Origin of the sequence: Chryseomicrobium excrementi (assembly GCF_002798305.1) — a bacterium.
Taxonomy (GTDB): Bacteria; Bacillota; Bacilli; order Bacillales_A; family Planococcaceae; genus Chryseomicrobium; species Chryseomicrobium excrementi.
Genome location: NZ_PCGR01000001.1, coordinates 824778 through 839302 on the forward strand (window position 1 = coordinate 824778; position 14525 = coordinate 839302).

A 14525-nucleotide genomic window follows, 5' to 3' on the forward strand; every position below is an offset into this window, starting at 1 on the left:
CAGGAGCTTACATGTTAGTTCGTTTCAATTAAGCCGTATTTTCCATCTTTCCGTTTGTATACAATATTTGTTCCGTTCGATTCAGCATCTGTGAAGATGAAGAAGTTGTGACCAAGCATATCCATTTGCAGGATTGCTTCTTCTTGATCCATTGGTTTCAAATCAAATGTTTTAGTACGTACGATTGCGTATTCTTCTTCAGATACTTCCGGCTCTGTTGCCGCAGCTTCTGTAGTTGCAAAGTAAGTTCCAACGCCTTCACGCTCCCGGAATTTACGATTTACTTTTGTTTTATGTTTACGAATTTGACGTTCTAATTTATCTACGATCAAGTCGATAGCTGCATACATGTCAGTGTGACGCTCTTCTGCACGCAGTGTTAAGTTTTTCATTGGAATTGTTACTTCAACCTTTGTTTGCTTATCATTGTAAACCTTTAAGTTTACGTTAGCTGTTGAATTCAATTCTTCATTAAAGTAGCGATCAATTTTTTCGATTTTTGTTTCCACATATTCTCGAATTGCAGGAGTTACCTCGATATTTTCTCCACGGATGTTAAAGTTTAGCATGAAAACTCCTCCTTTATAATTGCTATACTACTTATTTCGACATCTTCTGCTTCCATTCCTCCTTCTCAGAGAAAGAATTTAAAAAGATGACTTGTGAAGATTGTACACGTTTCCAAAGGAATTATCCAATAATTCTGTAGGTTTTGTGAAAGATAAAAAAAGACCACTCAAGAAGCAGTCTTTGAATTCTGTGCATTTTCATACGCAGCAATATTTTCTTCATATAAAAATGTTAACGAAATTTCATCCCAGCCGTTGAGTAGCATTTTCTTTTGGTAGGAATCGATGTCAAAGGAATACAGCGAACCATCCTTCCCAAGAATTTGTTGATTTGGTAGGTCTACCGTCACATGAAGTTGCGGCTTTGCAAGCAGTTCCTCTACCTCATGAACCGGTAGACGAATTGGTAAAATCCCATTCTTCATGCAGTTGTTGTAGAAAATATCGGCAAATGAAGGGGCGATCACGACACGGAACCCATAATCTGCGATGGCCCATGGGGCATGTTCACGTGATGAACCGCAACCAAAATTTTCGTGAGCAACTAAAATTTTCGACTCTTTGTAATCCGGATGGTTAAGGACGAAATCCGGCTTTTCTTTTCCTGACTCATCAAAGCGCCAATGATAGAACAAATACTTTCCAAAACCTGTACGCTCAATTCGCTTTAAGAACTCTTTTGAGATAATTTGATCGGTATCCACATTTTTTTTGGCTAGTGGTGTCACGATGCTCGTGACAAGTTGAAGAGGTTCCATTTTAATTGCTCCTTTCTACACTCCGACTGCTCGGAAATTTCGAACATCTGTCAATTTCCCTTCAATGGCTGCAGCTGCCGCCATTGCCGGACTCATCAGATGTGTTCGTGCCCCGGTACCTTGGCGTCCTTCGAAGTTTCGGTTGCTAGTAGATGCACACCGTTCCCCTGCTGGAACGACATCTTCATTCATGGCTAGGCACATAGAACAGCCGGATTCTCGCCATTCAAAGCCAGCCTTTAGAAAGACTTGATCTAAGCCTAATTCTTCCGCTTGTTTTTTAGTCGTTTGAGAGCCCGGTACAACAAGCGCCCGCACACCGGGAGCGACATGTTTGCCACGAATCACTTCCGCCGCTTCCATCAAATCACTAAGTCTTGCATTCGTACAAGAACCGATGAACACATGTTGAATGGAGACGTCTTGTAGAGCTTCTCCTCCTTCAAATCCCATATAATCGAGTGCCTGTGCTACTGCAAGTTGGTCACTTTCATCCGCATAATCTGTTGGTTTTGGTACAGAATTTGAAATTCCAGACCCCATAGCAGGATTCGTTCCCCAGGTAACAAATGGCTCAATTTCAGCTGCATCAATCGTGCAGACGCTGTCATAAGTAGCTCCTTCATCTGTAGCGAGAGCAAGCCATTCTGCTTCTAACTCACTGAACTTCTCATTGTCGACATAACGTCGACCCTTTAAAAACTCAACAGTCGTAGCGTCAGGCGACACGAGTCCTGCCCGCGCCCCTGCTTCAATGGACATATTGCAGATCGTCATGCGTTCTTCCATAGAAAGATTTCGGATGACGTCTCCTGTATATTCGATTACGTGTCCTGTGCCCATATCAATTCCAAACTTGGCGATGATGGCGAGTATAATATCTTTTGCCGTCACTCCGTATCCAAGCTCTCCGGTCACTCGCACTTCCATCGTTTTTGGTCGTGCTTGCCAGAGCGTTTGAGTAGAAAGAACATGTTCTACTTCACTCGTTCCGATACCAAATGCAAGAGCGCCAAAAGCCCCGTGAGTCGACGTATGCGAATCCCCACAAACTATTGTCTTTCCTGGCTGGGTAAGTCCAAGCTCGGGACCAATGATATGCACAATGCCTTGATCCGGGTGATCCATACCTGCAAGTTCAATACCGAACTCCTTGCAGTTATCAGCTAGTGTATGGATTTGCTTCTTAGCAATTTGATCACGGATGACTGCACGATTGATAGTCGGCACATTATGATCCATAGTCGCAAAACAGAGATCCGGCCTTCTCACTTTTCTACCAGCCAAACGAAGACCTTCAAACGCTTGAGGTGATGTCACTTCATGTAGCAGATGTAAATCTATATAGAGGAGATCTGGCTTTCCCTGTTCTCTGACGACGACGTGCTGATCCCAAATTTTCTCGATGATAGTTTTAGCCATGTTACTTCTCCTCCATTACCCTGAAATATAAGAAAAACAAATACTATCTGAAACTGACTCGCTGTCGAGCTCTTCTACTACTTTTGCTGTCCACTCGTCGGTAGTTAACACACGTCCACCTTGAAGGTCCGCTGTCACATAACCGTCTTCTAAGACACGCTCTACAGCATCTTCGATTGCTTGTGCTTCCGCTTGCAAATCGAACGAATGGGACAACATCAATGCCGCTGACAAGATAGTTCCTGCTGGATTGGCTTTTCCTTGACCCGCGATATCTGGAGCGGAACCGTGAATTGGCTCATAAACACCAAACGAATCGTCTCGAACACTTGCTGAAGGCAACATACCGAGAGAGCCTGTAATCATAGAAGCCTCATCACTTAAAATATCTCCAAATAAATTTTCTGTTACCACTACATCAAATGAGGAGGGTTCTTTGATCAGTTGCATAGCTGCTGCATCCACTAAGACGTGTTCAACTTGTATATCCGGATAGCCTACACGCTTTTCCTCTACAATTTCACGCCACAATTTACTAGAAGCAAGAACATTTGCTTTGTCGACGGACGTTACTTTACCGTTTCGTTTACGAGCTAATTGGAATGCCGTGTCGACGATGCGCTCGATTTCTTTGCGTGTATAGACAAGAGTGTCTACTGCTGCATCCGCCGTCTTTTTGCGAGGCTCTGAGAAATAAAGTCCTCCCGTCAGCTCTCGGACAATGACAAAATCAGTCCCTGCAACTACTTGTTCCTTTAGTGGAGAGGCTGCTTGAAGTGCTTTATACGCTTTAACTGGTCGTAAGTTGGCATATAAATTAAACTGCTTCCGAAGTGCAAGCAGGCCTTTCTCAGGACGAATCGATGGATCAACAGAATCCCATTTGGGTCCCCCAACAGAACCTAATAAGACGGCATCCGCCTTTTCACAGCTCTCTATTGTAGCATCAGGTAGGGGCTCGCCTGTCGCATCAATAGCTGCTCCTCCGATCAATGCATAGTGGAAGTCAAATTCATGATGAAATCGTTTGGCTACCGCTTGTAGTACACGGACAGCAGCTTGTGTCACTTCTGGTCCAATCCCATCTCCAGGTAATACGGTAATCTGTTTCTTCATCTAATCTCCTCCTCTAATGGACCGCGCTTAACGTACGTTCCTTTTGTAATTGACGGTTAATTGCATTCAAGTAGGCTTTTGCACTCGCTTCAAGAACATCTTGTGAAGCATTTCTGCCAATCGATTCTTGGTCTTGGAATCGGACTTTCACTACGGCTTCTCCAAGAGCATCGCGTCCTTTGGATACGGAACTCACTCGGTAATCAAGGATTCGCACGGTCCCTTGTACAACTCGCTCAAGAGTATTGAAAATGGCTTCTACAGAGCCTGCACCTGTATCGGATACAGTGACTACGTCTCCACTTGGTGCCGTCACGCGAACAGTAGCGGTTGGAATGTTAGAAGTCCCGTACTGTACTTGGACACTTTCCAGTTCATAAACCGGTGTGTCTGTGACCGTCACTTGTTGATCCGTCAGCAAAACAAACAAGTCTTCTTCTGTGATTTCTTTTTTGCGATCTGCCAGATCTTTAAATGCGCTAAATGCAGTAGCATATTTATCATCGGATAATTGGAAGCCCATAGACTTTGCTTTGTTGATAAAAGCATGTCGACCAGAGTGTTTTCCAAGAACCAGTTCAGTTGTTGCCTCTCCAATCAGAGCAGGAGTAATGATTTCATAGGTCTCCGGATTCTTCAACATACCGTCTTGATGGATTCCCGATTCATGCGCAAATGCATTTCTACCAACGACAGCTTTATTTGGTTGAATCATCACGCCGGTCAATTGGCTAACGAGCTGACTTGTCCGTTTCGTCTCTTTCAAGACGATTCCTGACTGCGTTTGGTAATAATCCTCTCGAATATGAAGAGCAACCGCAATTTCTTCAAGAGCGGCATTTCCTGCTCGTTCCCCGATTCCATTGATTGTGCCTTCAATCTGAGTAGCACCATTTTCTATAGCTGCTAGGGAGTTGGCTACCGCCATGCCCAGGTCATCGTGGCAATGAGCAGACAATTTCACTTTTTCAATGCCTGGGACCGTTTCTTGTAGATAGCGGAAAAGAGCGCCGTATTCAGCTGGAGTTGCATAACCGACCGTGTCTGGAATGTTAATAGTCGTGGCACCAGCTTTGATTACTTCTGTAATGATACGAGCGAGAAATTCTTTGTTTGATCTTGTAGCATCTTCAGCTGACCACTGGACAAGCGGGAAATACTTGCGAGCGAGTTTGACGGACTCTACTGCGATTTCGACTACTTGATCCGGAGTCTTCTTTAATTTGTACTCCATATGAATGGGTGAAGTAGCAATAAACGTGTGAAGATGCGGCTGTGCTCCGTATTTTAGCGCTTCATAAGAAGTGAGAATATCAGAGGGAATAGCTCGAGCGAGACCCGTCACTTTCGCATCTTTCACGATTTGAGCGATCTGTTTTACGGCTTCAAAATCACCCGGTGACGAAGCAGGAAAACCTGCTTCAATCACAGCAACTCCGTAGCGCTCCAGTTGCTTGGCAATTTCAATTTTCTCTGCTGTATTTAAATTGATTCCCGCGGACTGTTCCCCGTCTCGTAAAGTTGTGTCAAAAATATCAATGTTGGCCACTCGTCACCACTTCCTTCTCTGGTTGTTTTGTAGCTTGGACAAATGGCATCATCTCACGAAGCTTGGCACCTACTTCTTCGATCTGGTGCGTCGTTTCGGCTTGTTTGATTCGTGTATAATTTGGTCGGTCCTGTTCATTTTCTTGAATCCACTCTTTCGCAAATTTCCCTTGCTGGATATCTGTTAAGATGTCCTTCATGCGCGCTTTCGTATCTGCATCAACGACACGTGGTCCAGATACAAAGTCTCCCCACTCTGCTGTATCAGAGATTGAATAGCGCATGCCTGTCATTCCGCCTTCATACATCAAATCAACAATCAACTTTAGTTCGTGCATCGTTTCAAAATACGCAAGTTCTGGCTGATAGCCCGCTTCGACTAATGTTTCAAATCCAGCTTTCACAAGAGCTGTGAGTCCTCCACATAAAACAGCTTGTTCTCCGAAAAGATCAGTTTCTGTCTCTTCTTTAAATGTGGTTTCCAAAACGCCAGCTCGTGCACTACCGATTCCTTTTGCATAAGCAAGGGCTACTTCACTAGCATTGCCTGTTGCATCTTGATATACCGCATACAGTGCAGGAACTCCGGCACCGGATTCATACGTTCTGCGTACCAAGTGACCGGGACCTTTAGGGGCTACTAAGAAGACGTCGACATCTTCAGGTGGCACGATCTGACCGAAATGAATGTTGAAGCCATGTGCAAATACTAATGCTTTTCCCGCAGTTAAGGCTGGTTTGATTTCTGATTCATACACCGCTTTTTGACGCTCATCCGGTAGTAGCACCATCACGACATCTGCTCCAGCTGCAGCTTCTGCGACTGTTGTCACTTCTAGTCCATCTTGTTTTGCTTGATCGAAGGATTTTCCTGGACGAACACCTACTACTACGTCAAACCCACTGTCTTTCAGGTTGCGCGCATGAGCATGTCCTTGTGAACCGTACCCAATAATTGCTACTTTCTTCCCCGCTAGTGCTTGTTCTGAAATATCTCCGTTATAGTACATGTTTGTCATTTTCCATTCCTCCTAATAAGCTAATAGTTTTGTTTGTGTAGGGTATTTCTGTTGTTCTCTAGTAAATGCTGTGACGCCAGTACGGGTAAGCTCTTTCACTCCGTAAGGCCGGACTAGTTCAATGAAGGCATCGATTTTTTCAGGATGACCTGTAATCTGATAAGTGACCACCTGTCTCCCGGCATCAATAATTTGAACTCGAAACGGTTCGATCAAGTTTGAAAGCTCGAGTCGTTTTGTTGCAGGTGCTTGTACTTTAACAAGAGCCAACTCCCGAACCACGATGGCTTGATCGGTCAGATCCTGCACTTTCAACACGTCAATTTGTTTTTGAAGTTGTTTTAACAACTGCTCGAGTTTCTGGGCATCTTCTACATGAACGATAAACGTCATTTTAGAGACATTGTCCTGTTCCGTATGCCCCACTGTCATGCTCTCGATATTGAATTGTCGCTTCATCAGTAAACCTGTCACTCGGTTTAACACGCCACTTTGATTCAGTACAGTTACGGTGATGATACGTCTCACGAAGGCTTCACTCCAATCATTTCATGTAACGCTCTTCCTGGTGCCACCATTGGCGTCACAGGCTCATGCTGTTCAATTCGACAATCAATGAGGACCGGCTCGTCCGAAAGAAGAAGCTCTGGTAATTGCTGCTGCGCTTGCTCCAATGTATCGATTTTGACTCCTTGAATCGAGTAAGCTGCTGCAAGTTTTTCAAAGTCTGGTTGAACTGGAATCAGCGATTGCGAGTAACGCTCTTCGTAAAATGCTGTCTGCCACTGCCTCACCATTCCCAAGCTTTGATTGTTCAAAATCACTACCTTTACAGGAAGGCGATATTCTTGAAGTAACGACAGCTCTTGTAACGTCATTTGGAACCCTGCATCCCCCACGACTGCGATGACACGTTCTTCAGGAAAAGCAAGCTGGGCACCAATTGCTGCTGGGAAGCCAAATCCCATCGTTCCTAGTCCCCCTGATGTGATCCACTGGTGAGGTTTTTGAAAACCGTAATACTGTGCTGTCCACATCTGATGTTGGCCTACATCTGTTGCTACAATAGCTTCTCCTTTAGTGACCTGATGAATGATTTCAAGTACTTGTTGTGCTTTTAATCCGTCTCTCTTGTAATGGAGAGGATGAAGAGCTGCATTTTGTTTTAAAGCGACTACCCAGTCAGACTTCTCGTGGTTAACGAGTTGCTGTTTTAGAAGCTGCTGTAAAGCTGCTTTCGCATCAGCGACAATCGGAATCGCTGTTGGAACGTTCTTCCCGATTTCTGCTGGGTCGATGTCAATATGCGCTACTTTGGCATGAGGGGCAAAACCATTCAAGTTGCCTGTTAGACGATCATCAAATCTAGCTCCGATATTGATCAGCAAGTCGCATTCTTGTATAGCCATATTCGCCGCGTACGTTCCATGCATCCCTGCCATCCCGAGATAGCGAGGGTGATCATCTCGGACTGCTCCAAGACCGAGCAGTGTAGAGACTGCAGGAACACCTGACTGTTCAAGTAACGTTGCTAGCTCGTCGGTACCTTTTGCAGCCAGCACCCCTGCTCCGATAAGAAACAAAGGTTTTACTGACTGATTCATAGCCTCAGCAAGCTTCTGTATCTGCAAGAAGTTGGGTTCTGTTGTTGGCTGATAACCTGGTAAATTAACGGGTTGCATGGTCCAATCTACTTGCTGTATCGTCTCAGCTGCCATATTTTTGGGAACATCTATTAGAACAGGGCCGGGTCTGCCAGTTGTTGCAATATGAAAAGCCTCTCTTACTATGCGTGGTAAGTCACGCGCATCCTTCACTTGGTAGTTGTGCTTTGTGATGGGCTGCGTGATGCCGAGTACATCTGCTTCTTGGAAGGCATCTGTGCCGATAACTGTGCTTGCCACCTGTCCAGTGAAAATGACAAGGGGTAGGGAATCCATCATCGCATCCGCGATTCCTGTCACAAGATTGGTAGCGCCAGGTCCAGAAGTGGCGATGACCACACCAGGCTTTCCTGAAACACGTGCATATCCTTCAGCTGCATGGATGGCTCCTTGTTCGTGCCGAGCTAAAATATGCGGAATTGGATTTCTATAAAGAGCATCATAAATCGGAAGAACAGCACCTCCTGGATAGCCAAATATCAATTCCACTTGCTGTTCATGGAGCAACTCAATGAGTAAATCCGCACCTGAAAGTTGCACCGTTTTTTCTACCTGCATGACCATTCGTTTCACTCCTTTTTGGGTATAAAAATATCCCTATGCAAAAGAACACAAAGATTCCTTGCATAGGGATGAAAGTTTTTCATGGTACCACCCTACTTCACAGTCTAAACTGCCTCGCATTGATTGGTAACGGGATCAACCGAAAGGACTTACTGGTCAAATGACGTTCATCCTTCACTCAGAGGGGATGTCGATTCAAGGCGTCTTACCGGTTCACACCACCCACCGGCTCTCTGAAATCGACGACACTTGTTCTTTTACCTCTTCAACGTTTTAAATTTTCATCACGCCACCCGTACTTGCGGATGTAACGAGTTTTGAATAGCGGGCCAAGTAACCCTTTTTGATTTTTGGTTCAAACTCCGGAAGCTGACTTGCTCGAGAGGCAAGTGTTGCCTCGTCTACATTCAATTCAATAGAACGATTTGGCAAGTCGATGACGATTTCATCACCATCATGTACTAATGCAATCGGACCGCCTTCAGCCGCTTCAGGCGAAATATGCCCGATCGAGATTCCTCGAGAGGCTCCAGAGAACCTTCCGTCTGTAATGAGCGCGACTTTAGTGCCTAAGCCCCTCCCTTGAATTGCAGAAGTGGGAGCAAGCATTTCTGGCATGCCCGGTCCACCTTTCGGACCCTCATAACGAATGACGACGACGTGCCCTTCTTTTACGAGCCCTTCATCGATTGCTTGCTGAGCGTCCTCTTGAGAATCAAAGACGATTGCTTTGCCCTTGAATGTTTGAATCGAAGGATCAACCGCTCCAACTTTGATGACACCACCGTCAGGAGCCAAGTTCCCAAAGAGGACGGATAATCCGCCAACTGGACTATATGGATTGTCTTTCGTCCGAATGACTTCTGAGTTTAGGATTTTTGCACTCTGGACATTTTCGTATACAGTTTTTCCTGTAATCGTTTGGCGTTGTCCATGTATGCCTCCAGGAATCTCACATAACTCTTTAATAATGGCTGACAAGCCACCAGCTAAATGAACATCGTGCATGGAATAGTCGCTTGCTGGCATGATTTTCGCGAGATACGGGATTCGCTTTGCCACCTCGTTAATTTTTTGCATGTTATATGGAATCTCAGCTTCGTGTGCAATGGCCAGCGTATGTAGAACTGTATTGGTAGAACCACCCATAGCCATATCTAGAGCAAATGCATCGTCGATTGCTTCTTTAGTGATCAAGTCACGTGGCTTTACGTCTTCTTCTATCATCCGTAGGAGATGTCCGACCGCTTCTTTTATCAAACGATGGCGCTCTGTCGAAGTGGCTACGATGGTAGCATTTCCTGGCGGTGTGATACCTAGGATTTCCATCAAGGAGTTCATGGAGTTCGCTGTGAACATTCCAGAACACGAACCACAGGTCGGACACGCATTTTGTTCAATATCGAGGAGTTCTTGTTCTGTCATGTTTCCTGATTTATAAGCACCGACTCCTTCGAAGACAGACGTCAATGAGAGCGGCTTCCCATCTGATGAAGTTCCAGCCTCCATAGGACCACCTGTCACAAAAACGGAAGGGACGTTCGTTCGAACAGCTGCCATCAACATGCCTGGTGTGATTTTGTCACAGTTAGGAATATAGAAAACCCCGTCAAACCAATGGGCATTGATGACCGTTTCTGCTGAGTCTGCAATTAGTTCTCGACTTGGCAAGGAATATCGCATTCCAATGTGTCCCATGGCAATTCCGTCATCGACACCAATCGTGTTAAATTCGAATGGGACACCTCCAGCTTCCCAAATGGCTTCTTTTACGATTTCTGCAAAGTGATTTAAATGTTTATGACCCGGAATGATGTCGATATATGAATTACATACTCCAATAAATGGTTTTTGTAGATCTTTCGTTTTCACGCCCGTAGCATACAACAAACTACGATGCGGTGCTCGGTCAATTCCCTTTTTTATCATGTCACTGCGCACTTACATCACCAACTTTGTGTAATTTTCTGCAATATGAAATATATTGCAACAATCATACAATCCACAAAACTGTGTGTCAATGCTGTTTTTTCAAATTTTCTATCTTTTTAGAAAGTTGAAAATCCATGCAATCGCTTACAACTTGATGCCCTTGCGAGTTTCCGTTTCATCGTTTTTTTCTAAAGTCTCTACTAAACAAATTCCATGAACTTGTTTTGCACCGTGTTTTTTTAAAATTGCTGCCGCTTGATTCATCGTCACTCCTGTTGTAAAGATGTCATCGATTAAAACTATCTTTTCAGGAACCTGTGCTCCAGGAAGTAACTCGAACGGGTTTGATGATTGGATACGTTGTGCTAGATTACGTGATGATTGCTTTATGGAAGTGGTCTTTTTAAGAAGATGAAGTAAGTTGTTGCCACAAAACAACTCGTCAACATGACAAAACGAACGCTTGAATGAGGAATCTTGGTAGGAGGGAATTGGAACACAAGGCTCCCTTAAGCGAAGCTCTTTTGAAAAAACCAGGTGAAGTATGTGGTCTCCTTCACCTTTATAGCGTTGAAAATAATTTTGCATTGAAGAATTATAGCTATAGAAACAGAATATGGAATCAAGGGCCCCCTCTAACTCTGTACCTTTCACATACCTCCGTTCAGGTGATGAAGCAATTTTATTAAAGCTCGCTCGACAAGATTTACAAACACAATCTTGCTTACCTGTAAAAAGTGAACTCCATGTATCCCTCATTAACTGCCTATCACATAGAAGACATTTCATTGCATGTTCAACCTCTCAATGGCACTCTTGGCCCTTCTCATATCTTCTGTAACTCCATTATGAAAAAACACTACATCTCCAGTTGGAAATTCAGCAGATCTACCTGCTCTCCCAGCAATCTGAATTAGAGCTTGCTCGGTAAAAATCGGTTGCTCGGTACCAACAACAGCAATCTGTAAATTTGAAATAGTAATACCTCGTTCTAAAATCGTCGTAGTACACAACCCTTTGATTTTCCCATCTCGCAATTGCTGGACAAGTTCTTTTCTAAATGGATGCTCTGCATGAACTCGCTCCATATTTCCAGGGAAATCTTCGAGCATTCGAACAGTAGGGAAAAAAATCAAAAAAGGGCGTTCCATCTCAAGCTGATAAGCTATCCACTTGTCGAGTACTGGAGGAACCTTTTGTCGAGTTAAGTGTTTTTTGTAAGAAAGTGCTTTTTGAAATCGAGGAACAGGAAGTGGATGACCGTGAAAGCGTTTAGCGAGCAATGATTTACGGTCTGTGTGTAAATGCTTTGAAGGTGTCGCGGAAACGTAATGAATGAATCCCCCTGATACTAGGGATTTCTCGACAGCTGCAACAAGAGTGGCGTCTGCCGAGTACGGGAAGGCATCAGCCTCATCAATGATGACATGATTGAAAGCTTTATGAAATCTGAATAATTGGTGCGTGGTAGCTAGAGTCAGATCTGCTAAACCAATAGGTTTTTCGGAGCCTCCATAAAGAACATCAATACGTAAAGACTTAAAAGCTTGTTGTAAGCGAGGCGCGAGCTCGAGTATGACATCCGTTCGAGGACACGCTATAGCGACACGTTCACCGCGAGACCTCATCAGTTGTAGAGCTCCAAACATGATTTCCGTCTTCCCTGCCCCGCATACTGCATGGATCATATGACTTTTCCCAGTAGCTATAGATCCTTTCCATTCCTCCAGCGCTTGTTGTTGCAAGTCGGAAAGTGTCCCTTTCCATGTCAGAGAACTTTCAGGTTGAACTTCGGAGCGTGGGCCCTTCCAGATGATGAGCTGCGTACAGCTGCTTATCTTGCCCATTCGAATGCAATTTCTACAATAAGTACAGTAGCCACTGCAACGAAGGCAGTAATGAGTCGCAAAATGATAGGGATTTTTAGAGAGACAGCGGTTACACTTAAAAGTTACTTGAAATGGGGATTTTCGGGAACTTTCAATTCCCTTAAGTTGTTCGAGGCATCCCTCTTGAAGATAGAGGGCAATGGTATCTTGAGACAGGGGTATATCTTCAAACGGTTGAATTTTACCTTCAAAATAGTGGCGATTTTTCATGAGAACTCTCCTTTTGCCAAAAGGTCTCATCTCGTAGCTCTATCATAGTGTTTCCCATAATAAAAATCCAGCCACTAGTGGGGCTGGATTTCATTGTTAGTCACGAATAAAGTAAACACTTGTTACAAGCCACTTGCCGTCTTCTTTTGCAAATACCGTCACTTGTCGGCCTGAGCTAGTTGCTTTCCCCCCAGTAGAGTGCTGTTCCAAATCTATGGAAATTGTGGAGTAAAGCTGGGCTTCTTGTTCATTATATTTAATAATCGTAATATCTTCAGCACTACGTTTCGTATCGTACTGTTCAAAAGTATCCGTTACAAACTGTTTCTCTGTCTCGTAGCTAAAGCCCTGTGGCTGTTTAGAAATGACAGATAGATAACTGTCTAAATCTTCGTTATTAAATGCTTCTATATATGTCCGAAACGCGTTTACAATAGCTTCTTTTTCTTCAGCTGGTACATTGGCCGCTTCTTCAATTACGCCACCGGCAAGTTCAAAACCTACCTCATCGTCTTGTTCGGATGAAGCTGTACTTTCATCTGCAGAATGGGTCTCTATGTTCTGAGAGCCCTGTGGTACAAGATCTGTTGCTGAATCTGTGTTAACTACTTCATCTGATGATGAACATGCCGTTAAGAAAAGAAGAAGTACTGCCAGTATAGTTGTCAATTTGACTAATCGATTCACAATTCATTCCTCCTGCTAGACGTATTTTGGCATATTTGAAGCACAGATTCAAACAGATTTACTTATTGTCATGAAACTTTTGCTTTTAGCCAGTACATCTATCTAAGGAAAGGACGTATCGGCCCTTAAGAAGTTCCATAAAAATAGACACCTCACTAATGAGGTGCCTTAAAACTCTATAATTCAGCGCACTTCTACCCAACCGTTTTTGATAGCTGTTACAACTGCTTGCGTCCGATCGTTCACGTTCATTTTTTGTAGGATGCTGGAGACGTGATTTTTTACCGTTTTTTTCAGAAATGAACAGCGTTTCACCAATCGTTCGGTTGCTTTGACCATCCGTTAACAATTGCAGCACTTCACACTCTCGTTTCGTCAATAAGTGGAACGGTCGACGGATATCCGTCTGGTGGAAGTTGCCTTTGTTCTCACGTTCGCTTAAACGTTTAAATTCATTGACTAAGTTCTTCGTTACTTTTGGATGTAAGTAGTTTCCACCTTTATCTACCACTTTGATCCCTTGCACGATTGCATTGGCATCCATCTCTTTTAGCATGTAACCAGACGCTCCCGTTTTAAGTGCTGTTGAAACAAATGATTCGTCATCATGAATAGAGAGCATGATCACTTTTGCTTCTGGATGTTCAGCAATCAGTTCAGCTGTCGCATCGATACCGCTTTTATTTGGCATATTGATATCCATTAAAATAATATCTGGCTGGTAATTCTCGTACAAGCGCATTGCGTCTGTACCGTCATCTCCTTCAGCCACTACTTCAAATGTCTCTTCAAAATCTAAAATGCGCTTAACTCCTTCACGGAATAATTGGTGATCATCTATAATTACAATTTTCGTCATATGAATATCCTCCTATAGCAACACATCAATTATCATTCTTATTCCTCATTTAGCTAAGAAATAAACGTACTTCCTTGTATTGCGGGTTCTTTTACAAAAACAGATGTTTCCACGTATAATAGGACGGTCTAAACGCCTTGAAAGTTCCGTATATCGACTCCTGCACGAGTGATCTACTGATTCGCGATTTAGTGCCCAGAATAAATAGCTTGATGATAAGTAGTGTTCAACTCCTAGACAGAAGGTGCATTTCTATATCTCAAGTTACTCAATTTTAAGACCTGACAG

General features: G+C 43.8%; 12 protein-coding genes, 1 pseudogene and 1 other annotated feature. All 13 genes and pseudogenes read right to left on the bottom strand.

All coding sequences use genetic code 11. The features are described 5' to 3' along the window. Positions 1-14: 14 nt before the first annotated feature. Positions 15-569, bottom strand: coding sequence for a ribosome hibernation-promoting factor, HPF/YfiA family (gene hpf / locus CQS04_RS04140; protein WP_100352902.1), 555 nt, complete (start codon positions 567-569; stop codon positions 15-17). 167 nt (positions 570-736) lie between these two features. After that, positions 737-1327: a 3-isopropylmalate dehydratase small subunit gene (gene leuD, locus CQS04_RS04145; RefSeq protein WP_100352903.1), complete on the bottom strand. Its 591-nt coding sequence runs from the start codon at positions 1325-1327 to the stop codon at positions 737-739. Between the two features lie 15 nt (positions 1328-1342). Continuing rightward, positions 1343-2749, bottom strand: a complete 1407-nt coding sequence (leuC, locus tag CQS04_RS04150; RefSeq protein WP_100352904.1) for a 3-isopropylmalate dehydratase large subunit — start codon at positions 2747-2749, stop codon at positions 1343-1345. Between the two features lie 15 nt (positions 2750-2764). Continuing rightward, positions 2765-3865, bottom strand: a complete 1101-nt coding sequence (gene leuB / locus CQS04_RS04155) for a 3-isopropylmalate dehydrogenase (protein WP_100352905.1) — start codon at positions 3863-3865, stop codon at positions 2765-2767. A 13-nt stretch (positions 3866-3878) separates the two neighbouring features. After that, positions 3879-5414 (bottom strand): 2-isopropylmalate synthase, encoded by a 1536-nt coding sequence (locus tag CQS04_RS04160; protein ID WP_100352906.1) that lies wholly within the window; start codon positions 5412-5414, stop codon positions 3879-3881. Beyond that, positions 5401-6432 carry a ketol-acid reductoisomerase gene (gene ilvC / locus CQS04_RS04165; protein ID WP_100352907.1) on the bottom strand — a complete coding sequence of 344 codons (1032 nt, stop codon included), beginning with the start codon at positions 6430-6432 and terminating at the stop codon, positions 5401-5403. The genes CQS04_RS04160 and ilvC overlap by 14 nt, the downstream gene beginning before the upstream one ends. Before the next feature lie 12 nt (positions 6433-6444). Continuing rightward, the gene (gene ilvN / locus CQS04_RS04170; protein ID WP_094941454.1) at positions 6445-6960 is read right to left on the bottom strand and encodes an acetolactate synthase small subunit; all 516 of its coding nucleotides are present in this window, start codon (positions 6958-6960) and stop codon (positions 6445-6447) included. After that, a complete protein-coding gene (ilvB, locus tag CQS04_RS04175; protein WP_100352908.1) occupies positions 6957-8660 on the bottom strand; it encodes a biosynthetic-type acetolactate synthase large subunit in 1704 nt (567 codons plus the stop codon). Before ilvB ends, ilvN begins: the two co-directional genes overlap by 4 nt. A gap of 61 nt (positions 8661-8721) precedes the next feature. Next, positions 8722-8938, bottom strand: a binding site (T-box leader). Further along, complete coding sequence (ilvD, locus tag CQS04_RS04180; protein ID WP_100352909.1) at positions 8934-10601, bottom strand: dihydroxy-acid dehydratase; 1668 nt, start codon at positions 10599-10601, stop codon at positions 8934-8936. It overlaps the preceding feature by 5 nt. 135 nt (positions 10602-10736) lie before the next feature. After that, positions 10737-11351, bottom strand: coding sequence for a ComF family protein (locus CQS04_RS04185; RefSeq protein WP_165775452.1), 615 nt, complete (start codon positions 11349-11351; stop codon positions 10737-10739). 26 nt (positions 11352-11377) lie between these two features. Then, complete coding sequence (locus CQS04_RS04190) at positions 11378-12439, bottom strand: helicase-related protein (RefSeq protein ID WP_165775453.1); 1062 nt, start codon at positions 12437-12439, stop codon at positions 11378-11380. Between the two features lie 348 nt (positions 12440-12787). Further along, positions 12788-13378, bottom strand: coding sequence for a nuclear transport factor 2 family protein (locus CQS04_RS04195; protein WP_245858745.1), 591 nt, complete (start codon positions 13376-13378; stop codon positions 12788-12790). A 183-nt stretch (positions 13379-13561) separates the two neighbouring features. Next, a pseudogene (locus CQS04_RS04200) lies at positions 13562-14237 on the bottom strand (response regulator). Positions 14238-14525 lie beyond the last annotated feature (288 nt).

Bases quoted from the DNA above. Each gene is read 5' to 3' on its own strand.
- leuB (WP_100352905.1), bottom strand. From the start codon at position 3,865: ATGAAGAAACAGATTACCGTATTACCTGGAGATGGGATTGGACCAGAA.
- leuC (WP_100352904.1), bottom strand. From the start codon at position 2,749: ATGGCTAAAACTATCATCGAGAAAATTTGGGATCAGCACGTCGTCGTC.
- ilvB (WP_100352908.1), bottom strand. From the start codon at position 8,660: ATGGTCATGCAGGTAGAAAAAACGGTGCAACTTTCAGGTGCGGATTTA.
- hpf (WP_100352902.1), bottom strand. From the start codon at position 569: ATGCTAAACTTTAACATCCGTGGAGAAAATATCGAGGTAACTCCTGCA.
- ilvC (WP_100352907.1), bottom strand. From the start codon at position 6,432: ATGACAAACATGTACTATAACGGAGATATTTCAGAACAAGCACTAGCG.
- CQS04_RS04185 (WP_165775452.1), bottom strand. From the start codon at position 11,351: ATGAGGGATACATGGAGTTCACTTTTTACAGGTAAGCAAGATTGTGTT.
- CQS04_RS04190 (WP_165775453.1), bottom strand. From the start codon at position 12,439: ATGGGCAAGATAAGCAGCTGTACGCAGCTCATCATCTGGAAGGGCCCA.
- leuD (WP_100352903.1), bottom strand. From the start codon at position 1,327: ATGGAACCTCTTCAACTTGTCACGAGCATCGTGACACCACTAGCCAAA.